Origin of the sequence: Pseudomonas putida, from assembly GCA_041879295.1 — a bacterium.
GTDB classification, from domain to species: domain Bacteria; phylum Pseudomonadota; class Gammaproteobacteria; order Pseudomonadales; family Pseudomonadaceae; genus Aquipseudomonas; species Aquipseudomonas putida_Y.
Genome location: CP047152.1, coordinates 4,577,685 through 4,599,813, shown reverse-complemented (window position 1 = coordinate 4,599,813; position 22,129 = coordinate 4,577,685). Strand labels below are relative to the sequence as shown.

Below are 22,129 nucleotides of genomic sequence, written 5' to 3'. Positions count from 1 at the left end.
TTGTGGGAGCGGGCGAGCCCGCGAAGGCCGCGACGCCGTTTCAGAGCGGGCTAAGGATGGTGTCCTTGGCCTCGTCCAGCATCCCCGGATAATCCAGTGTGTAATGCAACCCACGGCTTTCCTTGCGCTGCATGGCGGACAGGATCATCAGTTCGGCCACCTGCGCCAGGTTGCGCAACTCGATCAGGTCACGGCTGACCTTGTAGTTGCTGTAGAACTCGTCGATTTCATCCAGCAGCAGACGAATGCGGTGCTGGGCCCGCTGCAGGCGCTTGCTGGTGCGTACGATGCCGACGTAGTCCCACATGAAGCGCCGCAGTTCGTCCCAGTTGTGCGCAATGATCACGTCCTCGTCCGAGTCGGTCACCTGGCTGGCGTCCCAGCCGGGCAGGGCCTTGGGCATGGCCACTTGCTCCAGGTGCGCCTGGATGTCGGCAGCGGCGGCGCGACCATATACAAAACATTCCAGCAGCGAGTTGCTGGCCATGCGGTTGGCGCCGTGCAGGCCGGTGAAACTGGTTTCGCCGATGGCATACAAGCCAGGCACGTCGGTGTGGCCGCAATCGTCGACCATCACTCCGCCGCAGGTGTAATGCGCCGCTGGCACCACCGGGATCGGCTGACGGGTGATATCGATGCCAAAGGCCAGGCAGCGCTCGTACACGGTGGGGAAGTGGCTCTTGATGAAGTCCGCAGGCTTGTGAGTGATGTCCAGGTATACGCAGTCCACGCCCAGGCGCTTCATCTCGTGGTCGATGGCGCGGGCCACGATGTCCCGTGGGGCCAGCTCTTCGCGTGGGTCGAAGCGCGGCATGAAGCGTTCGCCGTTGGGCAGGCGCAGCAGGGCGCCCTCGCCGCGCAGGGCTTCGGTGATCAGGAAACTCTTGGCCTGCGGGTGATACAGGCAGGTGGGGTGGAACTGGTTGAATTCCAGGTTCGCCACCCGGCAGCCGGCCCGCCAGGCCATGGCGATACCGTCGCCGCAGGCGCCATCGGGGTTGCTGGTATAGAGGTAGACCTTGGCCGCACCGCCAGTGGCCAGCACGGTGAAGCGCGCGCCGAAAGTGTCTACCTCGCCGGTATTGCGGTCGAGCACGTAGGCGCCCAGGCAGCGTTGGCCGGGTAGCCCCAGGCGGCGCTCAGTGATCAGGTCGACCGCCACCCGCTGCTCCAGCAGCTGGATGTTCGGGCGCTGGCGAGCCTGTTCCAGCAGCGTGGTGAAAATTGCTGCGCCGGTAGCGTCGGCGGCGTGGATGATGCGCCGGTGACTGTGGCCACCTTCACGGGTGAGGTGGAACTCGAAGCCGCCATCGTCGACGCTATAGTGCTCATCGCGGGTGAAGGGTACGCCTTGCTCGATCAGCCACTGGATCGCTTCGCGGCTGTGCTCGACGGTAAAGCGCACTGCATCTTCATGGCACAGCCCGCCGCCGGCATTGAGGGTGTCCTCGACATGCGACTGCACAGTATCGGTATTGTCCAGTACGGCAGCGACGCCGCCCTGGGCCCAGAAGGTCGAGCCGTTCGCCAGGTCGCCCTTGCTCAACACGGCTACGCGAAGGTGGCTGGGGAGGTTAAGTGCCAGGCTGAGACCGGCGGCACCGCTGCCGATCACCAGGACATCATGTTGGAATTGTTGGCTCATGTCGGGACACTAGTAATCTTTGGGAGGGGCACGGCACAATGGTCACGCGCGGATGGCATTGTGAAACTATCGTTAAACGTGTCGGGATGCCTTTATAGCAGCCCCGGGTGGCCAATTTCCATGCTACTTGCCAGGTTGCGACAACCTTTGTGGGAACTTTCCGACATGGCCGGAAATCCTATGAAGGCTGCCCGTACGCCACAATTTGCCGCGGCGACGCAGGGCGGCAGGCCTTTCCGGGCTTTACCCCTGCGTATTTGAAACCTGATTATCGACGTTGCCGGCTGTGACCGCGCCGCGTCTTCCGTGCAAGCCGACAAAGGGCTGCAGGAAACTTGCTTGGAGGGGAGAACTTTTGCGCAAAGCCCGAGTCTATGGTTGCAAGCCTGAACGATGGCTGATGCAACGCTCCTTCGAGTTCACTGAGGAGTGTTCATGCTAACCCAGGAAGAGGATCAGCAGCTTGTCGAGCGCGTGCAGCGCGGCGACAGGCGAGCTTTCGATCTGTTGGTGCTGAAGTATCAGCACAAGATTCTCGGGTTGATCGTGCGGTTTGTTCACGATACCCACGAGGCCCAGGATGTAGCACAGGAAGCCTTCATCAAGGCCTACCGTGCGCTTGGCAACTTCCGCGGCGACAGTGCGTTTTATACGTGGCTGTACCGCATCGCCATCAACACGGCGAAGAACTACCTGGTGTCCCGTGGAAGACGGCCGCCAGACAGTGATGTGAGCTCCGAGGACGCGGAGTTTTACGACGGCGATCATGGCCTCAAGGATCTCGAGTCCCCAGAGCGCTCGTTGTTGCGGGATGAAATCGAAGGCACTGTCCATCGCACCATCCAGCAACTGCCCGAAGACCTGCGTACGGCATTGACGCTGCGCGAGTTCGACGGTCTGAGTTACGAAGACATTGCCAGTGTCATGCAATGTCCGGTGGGTACCGTGCGCTCTCGAATCTTCCGCGCTCGGGAGGCCATAGATAAAGCCCTGCAGCCGTTGTTGCAGGAAACCTGAGACAGCGGCGACAGCGCCAAGAGAGGAACCGCCATGAGTCGTGAAGCTTTGCAGGAATCGCTGTCCGCGGTGATGGATAACGAAGCGGATGAACTGGAATTACGTCGGGTGTTGAACGCCGTCGACGAAGCCGAAACCCGTGCCACCTGGTCGCGTTACCAGGTTGCCCGTGCAGCCATGCACAAGGAACTGCTGCTGCCTAACCTGGATATCGCCTCGGCGGTTTCTGCTGCGCTGGCTGACGAAGCCGTGCCAGCCAAGGTCAAGAAAGGCCCTTGGCGCAGCATTGGCCGTCTGGCGGTAGCTGCCTCGGTTACCGTGGCGGTGCTGGCGGGTGTGCGTATGTACAACCAGGACGAGATCACTGGGGCCGAGCTTGCTGCCCAGCAGCCTGTCCAGCAAGGCCTGAGTGTGCCACAAACGCAAGGCCCGGCCGTTTTGGCAGGCTATAGTGAGAGCAGTGAGCAACCGACCGGGCCAATGGCCAATGGTGTGCTGCAGAACCAGGCCGGCTGGGATCAGCGTCTGCCAGGCTACCTGCGCCAGCATGCTCAGGAATCTGCGCTCAAGGGCACTGAAACCGCATTGCCATATGCCCGCGCCGCCAGCCTGGAAAACCGTTAAGTAAGGAGGATCATGCGCGCGCTACCTCTCCTGTCGCTGCTGATAGGCAGCTGCATGACGGTGCCAGCATTGGCGGCCAACTCTTCGCCCGAGGCGAGTGAGTGGTTGAACAGGCTGGCACAGGCCGAGCAAAAACAGAGCTATCAAGGGTCGTTCGTCTACGAACGCAATGGCAGTTTCTCCTCCCACGACATCTGGCACAGGGTCGAGGGCGGCAAAGTCAGCGAGCGGCTGTTGCAGCTTGATGGCGCCGCCCAGGAAATCGTGCGCGTGGATGGCAAGGTGGAGTGCGTCAGCGGGGCCTTGGCCAGCGGAGTCGTGGCGCCGTCGGATACCGCACCGCGTGTGCTTGATCCGCTGAAACTGATGGGCTGGTACGATTTGAGTGTGGCAGGCAAGTCGCGGGTCGCCGGGCGTGATGCCGTGATCATTACGCTCACTCCACGCGACCAGCACCGTTATGCTTTCGAATTGCATCTGGACCGCCACTCGGGCTTGCCGCTGCGTTCGTTGATGCTCAACGACAAGGGGCAGTTGCTGGAACGCTTCCAGATGACCCGTCTCGATACCGATGACATCCCCAGCGACGCAGACCTGCGCCCAGGTGCTGCCTGCAAGCCTGTGCAGCATGTGGCGGCCGGTAGCAATGATACCGCTGCGGGTTGGCGTTCGGACTGGCTGCCACCCGGTTTCGAGCTGGTCAACAGCTCGGTGCGCCGCGATCCCAAGCGCAACAGTTCGGTCAGCAGCCTGATGTATGACGACGGCCTGGCGCGTTTTTCGGTATTCATCGAGCAAGTGAGCGATGATGGCAGCACCGACATGCGCACCCAGTTAGGCCCGACCTCGGCAGTCTCGCGTCGCCTGAATACACCCAAGGGCAAAGTGATGGTGACCGTGGTTGGCGAAATTCCGCTGGGTACGGCAGAACGCGTCGCCCTGTCGATGCGCCCCCAGGATGCCCAGGCGCGCCAGTAATGGCGCGCTTTTGCATGCCGAGCCAAGTCGGATGGGCATACGCCTGAAATGAAATTAAAGCATTGTCATTTGCAATCCATCGGCAAATTTTCTATAGGTCAGGCTTTGAAGAGCCTGGCCTTTTCTGCTTTGTGCAGGGGTCTTTCCAAACTACCGCTCGTTGTGACGGGAGTCGTATGTCAATACCACGCTTGAAATCCTACCTAATGATGTTCGCTGCTGTGCTGATGCTCGGCCAGGTACTCACCGCCCAGGCCGAGGAAGCCCTGCCGGACTTCACCACCCTGGTCGAGCAGGCTTCGCCGGCGGTTGTCAACATCAGTACCAAACAGAAGCTGCCTGAGCGCCGAATGGCGGCAGGCCAGATGCCGGACCTGGAAGGCCTGCCGCCGATGTTCCGCGAATTCTTCGAGCGCAACATGCCCCAGCAGCCGCGCTCGCCGCGCGGCGACCGCCAGCGTGAGGCGCAGTCGTTGGGCTCGGGCTTCATCATTTCCAGTGATGGCTATGTGCTCACCAATAACCATGTGGTGGCCGATGCCGATGAGATCATCGTCCGCCTGTCGGACCGCAGCGAGCTGAAGGCCAAGCTGGTTGGCACCGACCCGCGCACCGACGTTGCGCTGCTGAAGGTCGACGGCAAGAACCTGCCGACCGTGAAGCTGGGTGATTCCGAAAAGCTCAAGGTGGGCGAGTGGGTACTGGCCATCGGTTCGCCGTTCGGCTTCGACCATTCGGTGACCAAAGGTATTGTCAGCGCCAAGGGCCGGACCCTGCCCAATGACACCTACGTGCCGTTCATCCAGACCGACGTTGCCATCAACCCGGGTAACTCCGGCGGCCCGCTGTTCAACATGAAAGGCGAAGTGGTGGGTATCAACTCGCAAATCTTCACCCGTTCTGGCGGTTTCATGGGCCTGTCGTTCGCCATCCCGATCGATGTAGCGATCGATGTCTCCAACCAGCTGAAGAAAGACGGCAAGGTCAGCCGCGGCTGGCTGGGCGTGGTGATTCAGGAGGTCAACAAGGACCTGGCCGAATCGTTCGGCCTGGACAAGCCGGCGGGTGCCCTGGTAGCCCAGGTGTTGGAAGACGGCCCGGCGGCCAAAGGCGGCCTGCAGGTGGGGGACGTGATCCTCAGCATGAACGGCCAGCCAATCGTCATGTCGGCCGATCTGCCACACCTGGTTGGTAGCCTCAAGGATGGCGAGAAGGCCAAGCTGGAAATCATCCGCAACGGCAAACGCCAGACCCTGAACATCAGCGTTGGCGCACTGCCGGACGACGATGTCGACATCGGCACCGGTGCCGACGGCAGCGCCGAGCGCAGCAGCAACCGCCTGGGTGTATCGGTCGCCGACCTGACCGCCGAGCAGAAAAAATCTCTGGAGCTCAAAGGTGGCGTGGTCATCAAGGAAGTGCAGGATGGTCCGGCAGCCATGATCGGCTTGCGCCCGGGTGATGTCATCAGCCATCTGAACAACCAGGCCATCGGTTCGGCCAAGGAATTCACCGAAATCGCCAAGGAACTGCCGAAGAACCGTTCTGTGTCGATGCGCGTGCTGCGTCAGGGGCGTGCCAGCTTCATCACCTTCAAGCTTGCTGAATAAGCGGTTTCGCAAGGCGAAAGGGCAGCTTCGGCTGCCCTTTTTCATGAATCTTCACAATTGCGGGAATGATTGCTGTGTACAGTCGGACAGAGGAATCTCCCATAACCCAGCAGCTTAAGGTACAATTCCCGGCTATTTTTCGGCGGGCGTCCGGCTCGCAGCCTTTTCGAGTGTTGACCCGTGAGTGATTTGAGTCATATCCGCAATTTCTCCATCATCGCCCACATCGACCATGGCAAGTCGACGCTGGCTGACCGTTTCATCCAGATGTGCGGCGGCCTGACGGCGCGCGAGATGGAAGCCCAGGTGCTCGATTCCATGGACCTGGAGCGTGAGCGCGGTATCACCATCAAGGCCCACAGCGTCACGCTTCACTACAAGGCGCAGGACGGCAAGATCTACCAGCTGAACTTCATCGATACCCCCGGCCACGTCGACTTCACCTACGAAGTCTCGCGCTCGCTGGCGGCCTGTGAAGGTGCACTGCTGGTTGTCGACGCCGGCCAGGGCGTGGAAGCCCAGTCCGTAGCCAACTGCTACACCGCCATCGAGCAGGGCCTGGAAGTCATGCCGGTCCTGAACAAGATGGACCTGCCACAGGCCGACCCGGACCGCGTCAAGGACGAGATCGAGAAGATCATCGGTATCGACGCCACCGACGCCGTAGCCTGCAGCGCCAAGAGCGGCATGGGCGTGGACGAGGTGCTCGAGCGCTTGGTGCACACCATCCCCGCGCCAGAAGGTGAGATCGATGCACCGCTGCAAGCGCTGATCATCGACTCCTGGTTCGACAATTACCTGGGTGTGGTCTCGCTGGTGCGCGTGCGCCAGGGCCGCGTCAAGAAAGGCGACAAGATCCTGGTCAAGTCCACCGGCAAGGTGCACCTGGTCGACAGCGTCGGTGTCTTCACCCCGAAACACACCCAGACTGCTGATCTGAAAGCCGGCGAAGTAGGCTTCATCATCGCCAGCATCAAGGACATTCACGGCGCCCCGGTTGGCGACACCCTGACCCTGTCCTCGACCCCTGAGGTCGAAGTGCTGCCCGGCTTCAAGAAGATTCAGCCGCAGGTCTACGCCGGCCTGTTCCCGGTCAGCTCCGACGACTTCGAGGATTTCCGCGACGCTCTGCAGAAGCTGACCCTGAACGACTCCTCGCTGCAGTACATGCCGGAAAGCTCCGACGCGCTGGGCTTTGGCTTCCGTTGCGGTTTCCTGGGCATGTTGCACATGGAGATCATCCAGGAGCGCCTGGAGCGCGAGTACGATCTGGACCTGATCACCACCGCTCCAAGCGTAATCTACGAGCTGGAGTTGAAAACCGGCGAAACCATCGTCGTCGACAACCCGTCCAAGCTGCCGGACGTCTCGGCGGTAGCCGACTTCCGCGAGCCGATCGTCACCGCGACCATCCTCGTTCCGCAGGAGCACCTGGGCAACGTCATCACCCTGTGCATCGAGAAGCGTGGCGTACAGCGCGACATGCAGTTCCTCGGTAGCCAGGTGCAGGTGCGTTACGACATGCCGATGAACGAAGTGGTGCTCGACTTCTTCGATCGCCTCAAATCCACCAGCCGCGGCTATGCTTCGCTGGACTATCATTTCGATCGCTACCAGTCGGCCAACCTGGTCAAACTGGACGTACTGATCAACGGCGACAAGGTTGATGCCCTGGCATTGATCGTGCACCGCGACAACGCGGCCTATAAAGGCCGTGCGTTGACCGAGAAGATGAAGGAACTGATCCCTCGGCAGATGTTTGACGTAGCGATCCAGGCAGCCATTGGCGGCCAGATCATTGCGCGGACAACCGTCAAGGCGCTCAGAAAGAACGTACTGGCCAAGTGCTACGGTGGTGACGTCAGCCGTAAGAAGAAGCTGCTGGAGAAGCAGAAGGCCGGTAAGAAACGCATGAAACAGGTGGGCAACGTGGAAATTCCACAAGAAGCCTTCCTCGCCGTGCTCAGGTTGGATAGCTAGGTCCTATGTCGCTAAATTTCCCGCTGTTGCTAGTCATCGCCGTCTTCATCTGCGGTCTGCTTGGCTTGATCGACCTGCTGTTCCTGGCCCCGCGCCGGCGTGCGGCAATCGCCAACTATCAGGGCAGCGTCAGCCAGCCCGAGATGGCGGTGGTCGAACGGCTGAACAAGGAGCCGTTGCTGGTCGAGTATGGCAAGTCGTTCTTCCCGGTACTGTTCATCGTGCTGGTGCTGCGTTCGTTCCTGGTCGAGCCGTTCCAGATCCCCTCGGGATCGATGAAGCCGACCCTGGAAGTGGGCGACTTCATCCTGGTGAACAAGTTCTCGTACGGCATTCGTCTGCCGGTGATCGACAAGAAGGTCATCGCGGTCGGTGACCCGCAACGCGGGGATGTGATGGTGTTCCGCTACCCGAGCGACCCGAATGTCAACTACATCAAGCGTGTGGTTGGCCTGCCGGGCGACGTAGTTCGCTACACCAACGACAAGCGGCTGTTCGTCAACGGCCAGCCCGTTGCCGAACAACTGGTGGGCAGCGAGCCGGGTACCCTGGGCAGCGCTCAGCTGTACAAGGAAAAGCTCGGCGAGACCGAGCACCTGATCCGCAAGGAAATGAGCCGTTATCGCATGCCGCCGGACCAGCAGTGGACCGTGCCTGCGGGCCATTACTTCATGATGGGCGACAACCGCGACAACTCCAACGATAGCCGCTTCTGGGATGACCCGAACATTCCCAAGGAACTGCACGGCATGGTTCCGGACCGGAACATTGTCGGCAAGGCTTTTGCGGTGTGGATGAGCTGGCCAGAGCCCAAACTCAGCCACTTGCCCAACCTGTCGCGGGTTGGCCTGATCCATTGATACCCATCGGCGCTGTCCAGCAGACAGCGCCGAATGCTTTTCTGACATAGGCTGTGTTCTCAGGGATCGGGAGATTCGCCGCAAATCGATCGGCGGACCACAGCCAAACAGTCTTTCAGGATGTTGATTTGAACAACGCGTTGAACAACGATCGGGTGGCCGCATGAGTGCTTCCCTTGCCGGTCTGGAGCGAAAGCTCGGTTACACCTTCAAGAACCAGGACCAGATGCTCCTGGCACTGACCCATCGCAGTTACGCCGGGCGCAACAATGAGCGCCTGGAGTTCCTCGGTGACGCCATTCTCAACTTCGTTGCCGGTGAAGCGCTGTTCGAGCGTTTTCCCCAGGCTCGCGAAGGCCAGTTGTCGCGGCTGCGTGCACGGTTGGTCAAGGGTGAGACCCTGGCCCGTCTGGCCCGTGGTTTTGACCTGGGCGATTACCTGCGCCTGGGCTCCGGAGAACTCAAGAGCGGCGGCTTTCGTCGCGAGTCGATCCTGGCTGACGCCCTGGAGGCACTGATTGGTGCCATCTACCTGGACGCTGACATGGACACTGCCCGCGAGCGCATCCTGGCCTGGCTGGCCGATGAGTTTGAAGGCCTGACGCTGGTCGACACCAATAAAGATCCGAAAACCCGCCTGCAAGAGTTCCTGCAGTCGCGCAGCTGTGAGCTGCCGCGTTACGAAGTAGTGGATATCCAGGGTGAACCACACTGCCGAACCTTCTTCGTCGAATGCGAAGTGGTACTGCTGAACAACAAGAGCCGTGGTCAGGGCGTTAGCCGGCGTATTGCCGAGCAAGTCGCCGCCGCGTCTGCACTGATCGCCCTGGGCGTGGAGAATGGCAATGACTGATAGCAACCCGACCCGCTGCGGCTATGTAGCCATTGTCGGCCGCCCCAACGTCGGCAAGTCGACCCTGCTCAACCACATTCTCGGTCAGAAACTCGCGATTACCTCGCGCAAGCCCCAGACCACCCGTCACAACATGCTCGGCATCAAGACCGAAGGTGATGTGCAGGCGATCTATGTCGATACCCCGGGGATGCACAAAGCCAACGACAAGGCGCTGAACCGCTACATGAACCGCAACGCCTCGGCGGCCCTCAAGGACGTCGACGTGGTTATCTTCGTGGTCGACCGTACCAAGTGGACCGACGAGGACCAACTGGTTCTGGAGCGCGTGCAGTATGTGACCGGCCCGCTGATCATCGCGGTCAACAAGACCGACCGCATGGAAGAGAAAGCCGAGCTGATCCCGCACCTGCAGTGGCTCCAAGAGCAATTGCCGAACGCCGAGGTGATGCCGATTTCCGCGCAGCAGGGGCACAACCTTGAAGCGCTGGAAGCACAGATCGCCAAGCACCTGCCCGAGAACGATCATTTCTTCCCCGAAGACCAGATCACCGACCGCAGCAGCCGCTTCCTCGCCGCTGAACTGGTACGCGAGAAGATCATGCGCCAGTTGGGTGCGGAGCTGCCGTACCAGATCACCGTCGAAATCGAGGAATTCAAGCAGCAGGGCCATGTGCTGCACATTCACGCGCTGATCCTGGTCGAGCGCGACGGCCAGAAGAAAATCATCATTGGTGACAAGGGCGAGCGCATCAAGCGCATCGGTTCCGAGGCGCGCAAGGACATGGAAGTGCTGTTCGATTCCAAGGTCATGCTCAACCTGTGGGTCAAGGTCAAAGGCGGCTGGTCCGATGACGAGCGCGCCCTGCGTTCGCTGGGCTACGGCGACCTGTAATTACCTGACTGGTCGGTTATTCCTGTGGGAGCGGGCTTGCCCGCGAATGCGATAGTGGGTTCACTGACGCTTTCGCGGGCACGCCCGCTCCCACACGTACATCAGGCCCCAGAGATAGTGCATGGACCAACCCACCCCCCAGCCAGCCTACGTACTGCATAGCCGTGCCTACAAGGAAACCAGCGCGCTGGTAGACTTCTTCACCCCGCAGGGCTGCATGCGTGCCGTGCTGCGCCGCGCGCGGGGCAAGGGCGGCAGCCTGGTGCGACCGTTCGTGTCGCTGGAGGTGGAGCTGCGTGGTCGCGGCGAGCTGAAGAATGTCGGCCGTATGGACAGTACCGGCATCGCCGCCTGGCTACACGGCGATGCCCTGTTCAGCGGGTTGTACCTCAATGAACTGCTGATGCGCCTGCTGCCTGCCGAAGCGCCGTTCCCGGCGCTGTTCGAGCACTACACCTTGACCTTGCAGGCACTGAGTGCCGGGCGCCCGCTGGAGCCCCTGCTGCGCTCGTTCGAATGGCGGCTGCTGGACGAACTCGGTTATGCGTTTTCCTTGCACCATGACGTCAACGAGCAGCCCATTGCCACCGATGGCCTGTACCGCTTGCGCGTTGACGCCGGCCTGGAGCGGGTAGAGCTGGCGCAGCCCGGCCTGTTCCGTGGCACCGAACTGCTGGCTATGGCCCAAACCGATTGGGACGCCCCCGGCGCCTTGCTTGCCGCGAAGCGGCTGATGCGCCAGGCACTGGCAGTTCATCTGGGTGCAAAACCGCTGGTCAGCCGGGAACTGTTTCGCAAGCGCTGATCTGGACGTATGCTGTTGGGCTCAATCTTCAGGAGAGCCTTTCGTGACTCACAGCAACCGCATGCTTCTTGGCGTAAACATCGACCACGTGGCGACCCTGCGCCAGGCCCGTGGCACGCGCTACCCTGACCCGGTCAAGGCAGCCCTGGACGCCGAGGAAGCAGGCGCCGATGGCATCACCGTGCACCTGCGTGAAGACCGCCGGCACATCCAGGAGCGTGATGTCATGCTGCTCAAGGATGTGCTGCAAACCCGCATGAACTTCGAGATGGGCGTCACCGAAGAGATGATGGCCTTTGCCGAGAAGATTCGCCCGGCGCACATCTGCCTGGTTCCCGAAACCCGTCAGGAGCTGACCACCGAAGGTGGCCTGGATGTGGCAGGGCAGGAAGCGCGGATCAAGGCTGCAGTGGAACGGCTGGCGCGTACCGGTGCCGAGGTGTCGCTGTTCATCGACGCCGACGAGCGGCAGATCGAGGCCTCGCGTCGGGTTGGCGCACCGGCCATCGAGCTTCACACCGGCCGTTATGCCGATGCAGAAACTCCCACCGAAGTGGCTGAAGAGCTCAAGCGCATCGTCGATGGTGTGGCGTTTGGCGTGGGGCAGGGGCTGATCGTCAATGCGGGTCACGGGCTGCACTACCACAACGTCGAGGCGGTGGCGGCGATCAAGGGTATCAATGAACTGAACATTGGCCATGCACTGGTGGCGCATGCCCTGTTTGTCGGCTTCAAGGCTGCTGTGGCTGAAATGAAGGCGCTGATCGTGGCAGCTTCGCGCTGATTGTTGGTCGCCTGTACCGGCCTCTTCGCGGGCAAGCCCGCGAAGAGGCCGGTACAGGCGGCCGATCACTCGGCAGGAAACACCAAGGTAAACCGGGTAGGCCCCAGGGGGCAGCTGCTGACCTCGACCCGCCCGCCATGCAACTGCATGATCGACTTCACGATCGCCAACCCCAGCCCGGTTCCGCCCTCCAGCCGCGAACGCCCCGAACCTACCCGGTAAAACCGCTCGAACAAGCGCGACTGTTGCTCTGCCGCCACACCCGGCCCCTGGTTCTCCACGGATAGCCGTACTTCGCTGCCCGAGCGTTCGATGCACAGAGCTACGGGTTTACCCTCTGGACTGTGCCGTATGGCGTTGCTCAACAGGTTCGACAGTGCCCGCTGAAACATCAGCCGGTCTCCCTGCGCTGTTCCCCAGCCCTGAACGCTTATCTCAATCTCTTTCAGCTCGGCACTGTAGGCAAACAGCTCGACAACCCGCGCTGCCTCGTCGGCCAGCGTCAAGGGTTTCAATGCGATCTGCGTATGCGGCTGGCTGACCTGGGCAAGAAACAGCATGTCGTTGATGATGCGGTTGAGCCGGGTCAGCTCTTCGATGCTGTCTTCCAGCACTTCCCGATAGTTGGCGTTGTCCCGCTCACGGGCCAGTGTCACCTGCGCCTTGCCCATCAGGTTGCCCAACGGTGTACGCAGTTCATGGGCCAGGTCGTCAGAGAACTGCGACAGCTGCATGACACCTTGGTCGAGTCGATCGAGCATCACGTTGATACTGCCGGCCAGTTCCGCCAGTTCCTGCGGCAGGGAGGTAGCGGGCAGGCGATGCTGCAGGTCCTGGGCCGACACCTGCCCGGCAATGCGCCGGAAGTGCCGCAACGGTTTCAGGCCGCGTTGCATCAGCCACCATGCCCCTGCACCGATCAAAACCAGTAGCAGTGGCAATGCGAGTAACGTGGAGTGCAGATAGGCCTGTAGCAGGGCGTTGTCGTCGGCGCGGTTGAGCGACATCATCACCTTGACGGGGGTGTTGTCGCGCAGACGCATCAGCCGGGTAACGGTGAGAATCTGGTTACCGCCGCTGTCACGCCAGGCGTGAAAGGCCAGGCGCGCATCGGTGTGCAGTTCACCGACCCGCGATTCCAGGGCCGGGCCGAGGCTGAGCAGGTGGGGGTGACGGCCGTCGAGAGCCAGCACACTGAGGCTCAGGTTGTCATGCCCCATCACCAGGTCCAGCAGTGGGTGGGCGCGGCTGCCCAGGTCCTCGCTGCGCAGATCCACACGCAGGTTGTGCTCGACCTGAAGCATCTTGCGCGCCAAATCCTTGCGCGCGCGGCTGTCCAGTTCGTGATCCAGGGCAAACACGGCCAGGCAGGCCAGCAGCAGCACCAATGCGGCGCCCATCAATGTCACGCTCAGGCCCAGGCGTAACGACAGGCTGGCGTTTTTCAAAGGCGAGCCTCAAGTACGTAGCCCACACCACGCAGGGTATGGATCAGCTTGTTGTCGAACGGGTCGTCGATCTTCGCCCGCAGGCGCCGGATCGAGACCTCGACCACGTTGGTGTCGCAGTCGAAGTTCATGTCCCACACCAGTGAGATGATCTGCGTGCGCGACAACACTTCGCCAGTCTGGCGCATTAGCAGGTGCAGCAGGGCGAACTCCTTGGCGGTCAGGTCGATGCGTTGCCCGGCGCGGTAGGCGCGGTGGCGGCCGGGGTCCAGTTCCAGATCAGCGACGCGCAGGGTGCTGGGTTGCAGTTGCTGGTCGTTGCGGCGCAGCAGGCTGCGGATGCGGGCCAGTAACTCAGGGAACTCAAAAGGCTTGAGCAGGTAGTCATCCGCGCCCAGGTCCAGGCCTCTTACCCGATCGGCCAAGCGACCGTGGGCGGTAAGCATCATGATGCGCGTGGCCGATTCGGCACGTAGCCGCTGCAGCACGGTCCAGCCATCGATTTCGGGCAAGTTGACGTCGAGGATGACCAGGTCATAGGCCTGTTGGCGGGCCAGGTGCAGGCCGTCGGTGCCTGTGCGGGCGCAGTCGACCACGTAACCGTTTTCGCGCAGGCCTTGTTGCAGGTAGTCGGCGGTACGCAGCTCGTCCTCGATGATCAGTAGGCGCATTGGGGGCTCGGTGTGTTGAAAGGGGGCGATTCTTGACCCTGTAGTGACATCAGGGTCAAGGGCCCCATGTTACGGCATGAAAAAAGGCCAGCGTTGCAGATAACGAATTTGTAATTCTGCTGTTATCTGGCGGTCTGTTCGGGCCTCTTCGCGGATAAACCCGTTCCTGTAGGAGCGGGTTTACCCGCGAAGAGGCCCGAACAGTCCACACAAGGCCACATTGCAGGACTGTAATCCCCGCCTCACCTTGCCGTTAGCCAGCCCTCGCTAGGATGGCCGTGTCCGATCGGTTATTACGAGGCAAACACGATGAACCTGACCAAATACCTGCTGTTGGCCACCCTTGCCCTGGGCAGCGCCAGTGTTTATGCCGAGGGCGGTGCGGAGCGCTCCAGGCAGTTCTGGCAAGCCTTCCGCGAAGACCAGCAGCGACTGCATGGCGACAAGCAACAGGCTGCTGCCGAGCGCGAGCGCAAGGCGCAAGAGAAGGCGCGTGAGGTGGCCAAGGATTGAGCTAACAACACCTGCGCCGCGACGGCTCCTCGCCGCAGGTGTATTCAGGCGCCCATGCGGGCGCCTTTTTTATTTGCGCGCCAGCAGGGTGGCGCGGCGTGGGGCTGGCAGGCCTTCGACGGTCTTGCTGTGGTCGTTCGGGTCGAGGAAGTCGCTCAGCGACTGGTAGCGCATCCATTCGGTGCTGCGCTGTTCCTCGACGCTGGTCACGCTAACGTCGACGCAGCGCACATCGCTGAAGCCGGCACGGCGCAGCCAGCGGGCCAGCGCCGGTACCGACGGCAGGTACCAGACATTGCGCATCTGTGCGTAGCGGTCCTCAGGCACCAGCACCTGGTTTTCGTCGCCCTCGATAACCAGCGTTTCCAGCACCAGCTCGCCACCTTTGACCAGGCAGTCCTTGAGCGCCAGCAAGTGCTCGATGGGCGAGCGGCGGTGATAGAACACGCCCATGGAGAACACGGTATCGAAACCTTCCAGGTTGGCGGGCAGGTCTTCCAGGGCGAACGGCAGGTGCCAGGCCGGCAACTCCGGCAGGTATTGCTGCACGGCCTGGAACTGGCAGAAGAACAGCCAGTTGGGATCGACGCCAATTACCATGTCCGCGCCGGCACCGAGCATGCGCCACTGGTAGTAGCCATTGCCACAGCCCACGTCGAGTACGCGTTTGCCCTTGAGGTCCAGGTGCGGGCCGACCCGCGACCACTTCCAGTCCGAACGCCATTCGGTGTCAACGTGCACGCCAAACAGGTCGAACGGCCCTTTGCGCCAGGGCGACAGGCCCATCAATGCCTGGCGCATCTGCGCGCGGGTGGCGTCGTCGCAGTCGCAATCCAGACGCAACCCGTTGACCAGGTCGATTTCACTGGGTTGCAGGGCGGGCAGGGCTTCCAGCGCCCCGCGCCAGCGGTCGAGGTCACCGTGGCCCTTTTCCAGCTTGGCGTCCAGTTGCGCTTGCAGGCCTTGCGACCAGGAAGCCAGAGGCGTGCCCGCCAGGCGGCGGACGAGGGGAGACAGATCGATCATGGCAGGGCTATCAACGAGGCGAAGTTAAGGCATTGGAACCAAGGCACCACTTTCGAGAAGCCGGCTGCGCGCAGGCGTTCCTGGTGGGCTTCGAGTGTATCGGGCTTCATCACGTTCTCGATGGCGCTGCGCTTCTGGGCGATCTCCAGTTCGCTGTAGCCATTGGCCCGTTTGAAATCCAGGTGCAGCTCATTGAGCAGGTCCTGCTCTTGCTCATCGGCGAAGCGCAGCTTCTCCGAGAGAATCAGCGCGCCGCCGGGCAGCAGCGCCTGGCGGATTCGCCCGAGCAGTTCAAGGCGCTGGTCAGGGGCGATGAACTGCAGGGTGAAGTTCATCGCCACGACCGAGGCGGGCTCGAAGGGCAGGGCAAGGATATCGGCCTCCAGCACGTGCACCGGCAGCAACTCCTGGAACATCGAATCTTGTGCAGTGAGGTACTGGCGGCAGCGCTCGACCATGGCGGCGGAGTTATCCACCGCGATTACCCTGCAGCCGTCGCTGCGTACATGGCGACGCAGCGACTGGGTAACGGCACCCAGCGATGCGCCCAGATCGTACAGCGCGGTGCCTGGCTGGGCGAACCGAGCGGCCAGTACGCCGAGGTTCTCGACGATGGTTGGGTAACCGGGTACCGAGCGCTTGATCATGTCCGGGAACACACGCACGACGTCTTCGTTGAAGACGAAGTCGGGCACCTGCTCCAAGGGTTGGGAGAAAAGGCGGTCGGGTTGTTTGCTCACGGCGAATCCAGGCGGCTGGTGATAGGCAGGGGGCGCATTCTAGCCAAACCGCAGCCTGGATGCATGGTTGGCTGACCAGCGCTTTGCGTTCAATTGACCCGAATGGCGCAATCGAAGGTCTGCACCGGGCGCACTTCCGGGGCCCAGGGTTGCTGGTAGACCAATACCAGGTTCCCTTCGCCAGTCGCGCGGGCCTGGAAGCGCCAGGTTGACATGCCCGAGCTGCCGACGATGCCGGTGTCTTCAGGCGCGCTGTAAACCTCGGGGCCAAGGCTTTGCAACACGTTGGGCGCCGGGTTCTGTACCAGCCAGCGATAGCCGGTGGTGGGGTTGCTGGGCAAGGTAAGCGTGAGGATCTGGCCGACCTGCAGGCGCTTGGGGCATTCGCTTTCGGCGTCCAGGTCAACGGGCTGCGACGGTTGTTGCGCGCAAGCAGCAAGCAGGGCAAAGCTCAGGGGAACGAGCAGACGAGGAGAGGTCATGGTGGCTCCGAAGGCTGGCGATGGCCTGAGGATAACCGATGATCGAGGAAATTTGTGTTGCCTGTGCCGGCCCTTTCGCGGGCAAGCCCGCCCCTGCAAGGGTTCGCTATCCCTGTAGGAGCGGGCTTGCCCGCGAAGAGGCCGGTGCAGGCTAGAACAGCACTTTGGCCACGTCGGCAAAGCGCTTGGCGAAGTGCACTGTCAGGCCTTCGCGCAGGTACTCCGGCAGTTCTTCGAAGTCGCCGCGGTTAGGCTCCGGCAGGATCAGTTCGAAAATCTTCTGCCGCCGCGCCGCAATCACCTTCTCGCGCACGCCGCCAATCGGCAGTACCTGGCCAGTGAGGGTGAGCTCGCCAGTCATGGCGACACCTTTTTTGGCAGGCTGGTCGCGGGCCAGTGAAAGCAAAGCGCTGGCCATTGTGATGCCGGCACTCGGGCCGTCCTTGGGCGTGGCGCCTTCGGGTACGTGCAAGTGGATGAACGCTTCGTTGAAGAAACCTGTATCCCCGCCAAATTGCTTGAGGTTGGAACTGATATAGCTGTAGGCAATTTCGGCAGACTCCTTCATCACGTCACCCAGCTTGCCGGTCAGCTTGAAGCCGCGGTTGTGGGTGTGGATGCGGGTTGCCTCGATCGGCAGCGTGGCACCGCCCATGCTGGTCCAGGCCAGGCCGGTGATCACGCCTTTGCCTGCCAGAACCTGTTCGCTGCGGAACACCGGCATGCCGAGAGCGGTTTCCAGGTCTTTGGTACCGATCTTCAGCTTGGCTTCGGGGTTATCCAGCAGCTTGACCACAGCCTTGCGCACCAGTTTGCCCAGTTGCTTCTCCAACTGGCGCACGCCGGCTTCGCGGGCATAGCCGTCGATCACCAGGCGCAGTGCGCTGTCGCTGATGCTGAGGCTGGTCTTGGAAACACCGGCCTTTTCCAGCTGTTTGGGCCACAGGTGGCGCTTGGCGATGGTCAGTTTTTCTTCGGTGATATAGCCGGACAGGCGGATCACTTCCATGCGGTCGAGCAACGGCCCGGGTATTGAATCAAGGGTGTTGGCAGTGCACACGAACAGCACCTTGGACAAGTCCAGGCGCAGGTCGAGGTAGTGGTCGAGGAAGTCGACGTTCTGCTCGGGGTCGAGGGTTTCCAGCAACGCTGATGCCGGGTCACCTTGGTAGCTCTGGCCCATCTTGTCGATTTCGTCGAGCATGATCACCGGGTTCATCACTTCGACATCTTTCAGGGCCTGCACCAGCTTGCCGGGCTGGGCGCCGATGTAGGTGCGGCGGTGGCCCTTGATCTCGGCTTCGTCACGCATGCCGCCGACGCTGAAGCGGTAGAACGGCCGGCCGAGCGATTCGGCGATGGACTTGCCGATGCTGGTCTTGCCCACCCCGGGCGGGCCCACCAACAGCACGATCGAGCCGCTGATCTCGCCTTTCCAGGCGCCCACGGCGAGGAACTCAAGGATGCGCTCCTTGATGTCGTCGAGGCCGGAATGGTACTGGTCGAGGACTTTGCGCGCATGCTTGAGGTCGAGTTTGTCTTTGCCGTACACGCCCCAGGGCAGGGCGGTGGCCCATTCCAGATAATTGCGGGTGACGGCGTATTCGGGCGAACCGGTTTCCAGAATGGCCAGTTTGCCCATCTCTTCATCGATGCGCTTGCGTGCCTGCGGTGGCAGGGTCTTGCCTTCCAGGCGCTGTTCGAACTGTTCGAGGTCGGCGCTGCGGTCGTCCTTGGTAAGCCCCAGCTCCTGCTGGATGACCTTGAGTTGTTCCTTCAGGAAGAATTCGCGCTGGTGCTCGCCGATCTGCCGGTTGACCTCGGCCGATATCTCGTTCTGCAAGCGCGCGACTTCCACCTCTTTGCGCAGCATTGGCAGTACCTTTTCCATGCGTTTGAGCATGGGCACGCAGTCGAGCACTTCCTGCAACTGGTTGCCGGTTGCCGAGGTGAGCGCGGCGGCGAAGTCGGTGAGCGGCGAAGGGTCGTTGGGGCTGAAGCGGTTGAGGTAGTTCTTCAGCTCTTCGCTGTACAGCGGGTTGAGCGGCAGCAGCTCTTTGATCGCGTTGATCAGTGCCATGCCGTAGGCTTTGACCTCGTCGGTCGGCTCTGCGGGCTGGCGCGGGTATTCGACTTCGACCAGGTAGGGCGGGCGGTGGTGCTTGAGCCAGTTGCGGATACGCACCCGGGACAGGCCCTGGGCGACGAACTGCAATTTGCCGTTTTCGCGGCTGGCATGGTGCACCTTGACCAGCGTGCCGTACTGCGGCAATGCCGAGGTGTCGAAGTGGCGGTGGTCTTCTGGCGGGGTGTCCATGAAGAACAGCGCCAGGCAGTGGTCCGGTGACTTGGCCACCAGGTCGAGCGTTTCGGCCCAGGGTTCTTCATTGACGATGACCGGCAGTACCTGGGCCGGGAAGAACGGGCGGTTGTGGATCGGGATGACGTAGACCTTGTCCGGCAGCTGCTGACCGGGCAGGGCGAGGGCGTGGCCGGCTTCGGCCTGGAGGGTGTGTTCGACTTCGCTGTGTTCGTCAGGGTGTTCGGGGAAATCCTGCTGGTCGCTCATGGGGCACCTGCGTGAATGACTATGGTGCTTAGATGGGGCGGGGAGGGATGGGTTTCAATGGTTCGGGCGCAGCCTTGTGTCGCGATTGGGCTGCGCAGCAGCCCCAGAATCCATCCAGCATTCTAGATCGTTGGGGCAGCTGCGCGACCCAATCGCGACACAAGGCCGCTCCCACAGGGCTGAGCCTGCGGGAGCGGTGTAGCTTACTCAGCTAATTTGTAAGCGATGATGTAATCGCCCATCTTGGTGCCCAGCGAGCCATGGCCGCCGGCAGTCACCAGCACGTACTGCTTGCCGTCCTTGCCGGTGTAGCTCATCGGCGTGGCCTGGCCACCCGCTGGCAGGCGCGCTTTCCACAACTCCTTGCCGTTGTTCACGTCATAGGCGCGCAGGTACTGGTCGAGCGTGCCGCTAAGGAAGCCGACGCCACCGGCGGTAACGATCGAGCCGCCCATGCTCGGCACGCCAACCGGCAGGCCGATCGGTAGCGGGGTGCTGTCGCGGGTGGTGCCGTTCTTGTGTTTCCACACCACCTTGTTGGTGAACAGGTCGATGGCGGCGACGTAACCCCAGGCGGGTGCCTGGCACGGTACGCCGAGCGGCGACATGAACGGGTGCATGGTCACTGCATACGGTGCGCCGGTGTTCGGCTGCACGCCGCTGGTCTCGCTTTCGCGCTTGCTGCCTTCGGCAACCTGCTCACGCGGGACCATCTTCGACACGAACGCCATGTAGTTGGGCGAAGTGAACAGCAGCTGGCGCACCGGGTCGACCGACACGCTGCCCCAGTTGAATACACCGACATTGCCTGGGTAGACCAACGAGCCTTGCTCGGATGGCGGGGTGTACTGGCCTTCGTAGCGCAGCTCGCGGAACTGGATGCGGCACAGCATCTGGTCGAAAGGCGTGGCGCCCCACATGGCCTGTTCGGTCAGCTCTGGGCCGAGCAGGTTGAGGTCGGAGCGGGCCTGGGTTGGCGAGGTGTGGTCGCCTTCCACTGCACCTTGTGGGGTGGGGATCTCGCGGATCGGCACGATTGGCGTACCGTCGCGGCGGTCGAGCACGTACAGGCTGCCTTGCTTGGTCGGTACGATGATCGCCGGTTTCACGCCATCGTCGGTTTTCAGGTGGACCAGGGTCGGCTGGCTGCCGACGTCCATGTCCCACAGGTCGTGGTGGGTGAACTGGTAGTTCCAGCGTGCCTTGCCGGTGGCCAGGTCAAGGGCGACCACGCCGGCGCTGTACTTCTCGGCGCCTGGGGTGCGGTCGGCGCCCCACTGGTCCGGGGTCTGGTTGCCCAGCGGCAGGTAGATCATGCCAAGGTCTTCGTCGACGCTGGCGATCGACCACATGTTGGCCGAGTTGCGGCTGTACATTTTGCCGGCAGCCAATGGCTTGGTGTCGTCCGGGTTGTTGCTGTCCCAGTTCCACACCAGGTGGCCGTCGTGCACATCGTAGGCGCGGATCACCCCGGACGGCTCATTGGTCGACTCGTTATCGGTGACGTGGCCACCGATGATCACCAGGTCACGGGTAATCGCAGCAGGCGAGGTGGAGTAATAGCCGCCGGCGGTGAACGGGCCAATGCCGGTGGTGAGGTCGATCACGCCCTGGTTGGCGAAGCCTTCGCAGACCTTGCCGTTGTCGGCGTTGATGGCGATCAGGCGGGCATCCGCGGTAGGCAGGTAGAGGCGACGCGGGCAGGCTTGGGCCACGGCCTGGCCTGCGTCGGTAATTTTCGGCGCCGGGCTGCCGTCGCGGCTGACGTAGCGGTTTTCGTCATAGTACGAGACGCCACGGCACGTCATGTGGGCAAAGCCCTTGAAGGTGCCGGTCGGGCTCTTGACCTGCGGGTCGTAGCGCCAGATTTCCGCGCCAGTGTCCGGGTCCAGCGCCAGCAGGCGGCTGTGCGCGGTGCAGGCGTAGAGCATGCCGTTGACCTTGAGCGGGGTGTTCTGGTTGGTCAGCTCCACCGGGTCGTTTTCGGTTGGCAGATCACCGGTGCGAATGCGCCAGGCTTCTTCCAGGCGGTAGGCGTTCTGCGGGGTGATCTGGCGCAGCGGCGAGTAGCGGTCGCCATGCTCGGTACGGCCATAGGCCTGCCATTCGCCGTCGGGCATGGCGGGGGCGGCGCTGGCCATTTCGCTGCTGTCGCGGCCCAGTTCGCCAAACACTTCACCGGGATGGGTGAACTGGCTGCCCAGCGCGCAAGCGCCCGAAGCGACCACTGCGACGCCGAGCAGTGCAGTATTGGCTTTGCTGGCCGGGCCGATCAGCGGGCGACGGGCCCACGGCAGCAGCAACACCACGCCGATGGCGAACCAGATGGCCAGCCGCGGCACCAGTTGCCACCAGTCCAGGCCTACTTCGAGCAGGGCCCAAACGGTGCTCCCCAGCAGCACCAGGCCATACAGGCCCAGGGCGATCCGGCGTTGGGCCAGCAGCAGGATGCCCGACAGGGCAAAGCCGATACCGGCGATCAGGTAGTAAAGTGATCCGCCTAGCTGGCTCAGCTTGATACCGCCGGCCAGCAGGGCCAGGCCCATCAGCAACAGCAGCGCGCCAACCAGGCGCGGTAGCCAGCGGCTTCCTTGGTTCGCACCTTCAGTGCTCATCGTAGGTTCTCCGT

19 protein-coding genes are annotated in these 22,129 nt (G+C 62.1%); 11 read left to right on the top strand and 8 right to left on the bottom strand.

The genetic code is table 11. The features are described 5' to 3' along the window. Nucleotides 1–40: 40 nt before the first annotated feature. A complete protein-coding gene (nadB, locus tag GST84_21065) occupies nucleotides 41–1,645 on the bottom strand; it encodes an L-aspartate oxidase (protein ID XGB14689.1) in 1,605 nt (534 codons plus the stop codon). Between the two features lie 435 nt (nucleotides 1,646–2,080). Between nadB and rpoE the strand changes: the two genes are divergently transcribed. The 10 genes from rpoE (at nucleotide 2,081) to pdxJ (ending at nucleotide 12,051) form a co-directional block, all read left to right on the top strand. Next, a complete protein-coding gene (rpoE, locus tag GST84_21060) occupies nucleotides 2,081–2,662 on the top strand; it encodes an RNA polymerase sigma factor RpoE (protein XGB14688.1) in 582 nt (193 codons plus the stop codon). Between the two features lie 33 nt (nucleotides 2,663–2,695). After that, the gene (locus GST84_21055) at nucleotides 2,696–3,286 is read left to right on the top strand and encodes an RNA polymerase subunit sigma (GenBank protein ID XGB14687.1); all 591 of its coding nucleotides are present in this window, start codon (nucleotides 2,696–2,698) and stop codon (nucleotides 3,284–3,286) included. 12 nt (nucleotides 3,287–3,298) lie between these two features. After that, nucleotides 3,299–4,264, top strand: coding sequence for an RNA polymerase subunit sigma (locus tag GST84_21050; protein XGB14686.1), 966 nt, complete (start codon nucleotides 3,299–3,301; stop codon nucleotides 4,262–4,264). Nucleotides 4,265–4,440: 176 nt separating this feature from the next. Further along, a complete protein-coding gene (locus GST84_21045; GenBank protein XGB14685.1) occupies nucleotides 4,441–5,874 on the top strand; it encodes a Do family serine endopeptidase in 1,434 nt (477 codons plus the stop codon). Nucleotides 5,875–6,054: 180 nt separating this feature from the next. Beyond that, nucleotides 6,055–7,854, top strand: a complete 1,800-nt coding sequence (gene lepA, locus GST84_21040; GenBank protein ID XGB14684.1) for an elongation factor 4 — start codon at nucleotides 6,055–6,057, stop codon at nucleotides 7,852–7,854. A gap of 5 nt (nucleotides 7,855–7,859) precedes the next feature. After that, entirely contained in the window at nucleotides 7,860–8,714 is an 855-nt protein-coding gene (gene lepB, locus GST84_21035; protein ID XGB14683.1) for a signal peptidase I, read from the top strand. A gap of 163 nt (nucleotides 8,715–8,877) precedes the next feature. After that, nucleotides 8,878–9,567 (top strand): ribonuclease III, encoded by a 690-nt coding sequence (locus tag GST84_21030; GenBank protein XGB14682.1) that lies wholly within the window; start codon nucleotides 8,878–8,880, stop codon nucleotides 9,565–9,567. Beyond that, a complete protein-coding gene (locus GST84_21025; protein ID XGB14681.1) occupies nucleotides 9,560–10,462 on the top strand; it encodes a GTPase Era in 903 nt (300 codons plus the stop codon). Before GST84_21030 ends, GST84_21025 begins: the two co-directional genes overlap by 8 nt. 121 nt (nucleotides 10,463–10,583) lie before the next feature. After that, nucleotides 10,584–11,267 carry a DNA repair protein RecO gene (gene recO, locus GST84_21020; GenBank protein XGB14680.1) on the top strand — a complete coding sequence of 228 codons (684 nt, stop codon included), beginning with the start codon at nucleotides 10,584–10,586 and terminating at the stop codon, nucleotides 11,265–11,267. A 43-nt stretch (nucleotides 11,268–11,310) separates the two neighbouring features. Further along, nucleotides 11,311–12,051, top strand: coding sequence for a pyridoxine 5'-phosphate synthase (gene pdxJ / locus GST84_21015; protein ID XGB14679.1), 741 nt, complete (start codon nucleotides 11,311–11,313; stop codon nucleotides 12,049–12,051). A 65-nt stretch (nucleotides 12,052–12,116) separates the two neighbouring features. On the opposite strand, the gene GST84_21010 is transcribed toward pdxJ, so the two are convergent. Together GST84_21010 and GST84_21005 are read right to left on the bottom strand one after the other, a co-directional pair. Then, nucleotides 12,117–13,499 (bottom strand): heavy metal sensor histidine kinase, encoded by a 1,383-nt coding sequence (locus GST84_21010; GenBank protein ID XGB14678.1) that lies wholly within the window; start codon nucleotides 13,497–13,499, stop codon nucleotides 12,117–12,119. Next, nucleotides 13,496–14,170, bottom strand: a complete 675-nt coding sequence (locus GST84_21005) for a heavy metal response regulator transcription factor (GenBank protein ID XGB14677.1) — start codon at nucleotides 14,168–14,170, stop codon at nucleotides 13,496–13,498. Before GST84_21005 ends, GST84_21010 begins: the two co-directional genes overlap by 4 nt. A gap of 309 nt (nucleotides 14,171–14,479) precedes the next feature. Here GST84_21005 and GST84_21000 point away from each other — a divergent pair, with 309 nt between their 5' ends. Next, entirely contained in the window at nucleotides 14,480–14,683 is a 204-nt protein-coding gene (locus GST84_21000) for a hypothetical protein (GenBank protein XGB14676.1), read from the top strand. Between the two features lie 69 nt (nucleotides 14,684–14,752). On the opposite strand, the gene cmoB is transcribed toward GST84_21000, so the two are convergent. The 5 genes from cmoB to GST84_20975 form a co-directional block, all read right to left on the bottom strand. Further along, entirely contained in the window at nucleotides 14,753–15,709 is a 957-nt protein-coding gene (cmoB, locus tag GST84_20995; GenBank protein XGB14675.1) for a tRNA 5-methoxyuridine(34)/uridine 5-oxyacetic acid(34) synthase CmoB, read from the bottom strand. Beyond that, complete coding sequence (gene cmoA, locus GST84_20990; protein XGB14674.1) at nucleotides 15,706–16,449, bottom strand: carboxy-S-adenosyl-L-methionine synthase CmoA; 744 nt, start codon at nucleotides 16,447–16,449, stop codon at nucleotides 15,706–15,708. The genes cmoB and cmoA overlap by 4 nt, the downstream gene beginning before the upstream one ends. 89 nt (nucleotides 16,450–16,538) lie before the next feature. Continuing rightward, nucleotides 16,539–16,931 (bottom strand): peptidase inhibitor I42, encoded by a 393-nt coding sequence (locus GST84_20985; protein ID XGB14673.1) that lies wholly within the window; start codon nucleotides 16,929–16,931, stop codon nucleotides 16,539–16,541. 151 nt (nucleotides 16,932–17,082) lie between these two features. Further along, the gene (gene lon / locus GST84_20980; protein XGB14672.1) at nucleotides 17,083–19,500 is read right to left on the bottom strand and encodes an endopeptidase La; all 2,418 of its coding nucleotides are present in this window, start codon (nucleotides 19,498–19,500) and stop codon (nucleotides 17,083–17,085) included. A gap of 203 nt (nucleotides 19,501–19,703) precedes the next feature. Then, complete coding sequence (locus GST84_20975) at nucleotides 19,704–22,115, bottom strand: membrane-bound PQQ-dependent dehydrogenase, glucose/quinate/shikimate family (protein ID XGB14671.1); 2,412 nt, start codon at nucleotides 22,113–22,115, stop codon at nucleotides 19,704–19,706. Between the last annotated feature and the right edge of the window lie 14 nt (nucleotides 22,116–22,129).

Excerpts from the sequence above, each read along its gene's own strand:
- GST84_21025 (XGB14681.1), top strand. The coding sequence starts at position 9,560 with ATGACTGATAGCAACCCGACCCGCTGCGGCTATGTAGCCATTGTCGGC.
- GST84_21050 (XGB14686.1), top strand. The coding sequence starts at position 3,299 with ATGCGCGCGCTACCTCTCCTGTCGCTGCTGATAGGCAGCTGCATGACG.
- GST84_21045 (XGB14685.1), top strand. The coding sequence starts at position 4,441 with ATGTCAATACCACGCTTGAAATCCTACCTAATGATGTTCGCTGCTGTG.
- GST84_21030 (XGB14682.1), top strand. The coding sequence starts at position 8,878 with ATGAGTGCTTCCCTTGCCGGTCTGGAGCGAAAGCTCGGTTACACCTTC.
- recO (XGB14680.1), top strand. The coding sequence starts at position 10,584 with ATGGACCAACCCACCCCCCAGCCAGCCTACGTACTGCATAGCCGTGCC.
- nadB (XGB14689.1), bottom strand. The coding sequence starts at position 1,645 with ATGAGCCAACAATTCCAACATGATGTCCTGGTGATCGGCAGCGGTGCC.
- cmoB (XGB14675.1), bottom strand. The coding sequence starts at position 15,709 with ATGATCGATCTGTCTCCCCTCGTCCGCCGCCTGGCGGGCACGCCTCTG.
- GST84_20975 (XGB14671.1), bottom strand. The coding sequence starts at position 22,115 with ATGAGCACTGAAGGTGCGAACCAAGGAAGCCGCTGGCTACCGCGCCTG.
- GST84_21005 (XGB14677.1), bottom strand. The coding sequence starts at position 14,170 with ATGCGCCTACTGATCATCGAGGACGAGCTGCGTACCGCCGACTACCTG.
- lon (XGB14672.1), bottom strand. The coding sequence starts at position 19,500 with ATGAGCGACCAGCAGGATTTCCCCGAACACCCTGACGAACACAGCGAA.
- lepB (XGB14683.1), top strand. The coding sequence starts at position 7,860 with ATGTCGCTAAATTTCCCGCTGTTGCTAGTCATCGCCGTCTTCATCTGC.
- GST84_21000 (XGB14676.1), top strand. The coding sequence starts at position 14,480 with ATGAACCTGACCAAATACCTGCTGTTGGCCACCCTTGCCCTGGGCAGC.
- GST84_20985 (XGB14673.1), bottom strand. The coding sequence starts at position 16,931 with ATGACCTCTCCTCGTCTGCTCGTTCCCCTGAGCTTTGCCCTGCTTGCT.
- GST84_21055 (XGB14687.1), top strand. The coding sequence starts at position 2,696 with ATGAGTCGTGAAGCTTTGCAGGAATCGCTGTCCGCGGTGATGGATAAC.
- rpoE (XGB14688.1), top strand. The coding sequence starts at position 2,081 with ATGCTAACCCAGGAAGAGGATCAGCAGCTTGTCGAGCGCGTGCAGCGC.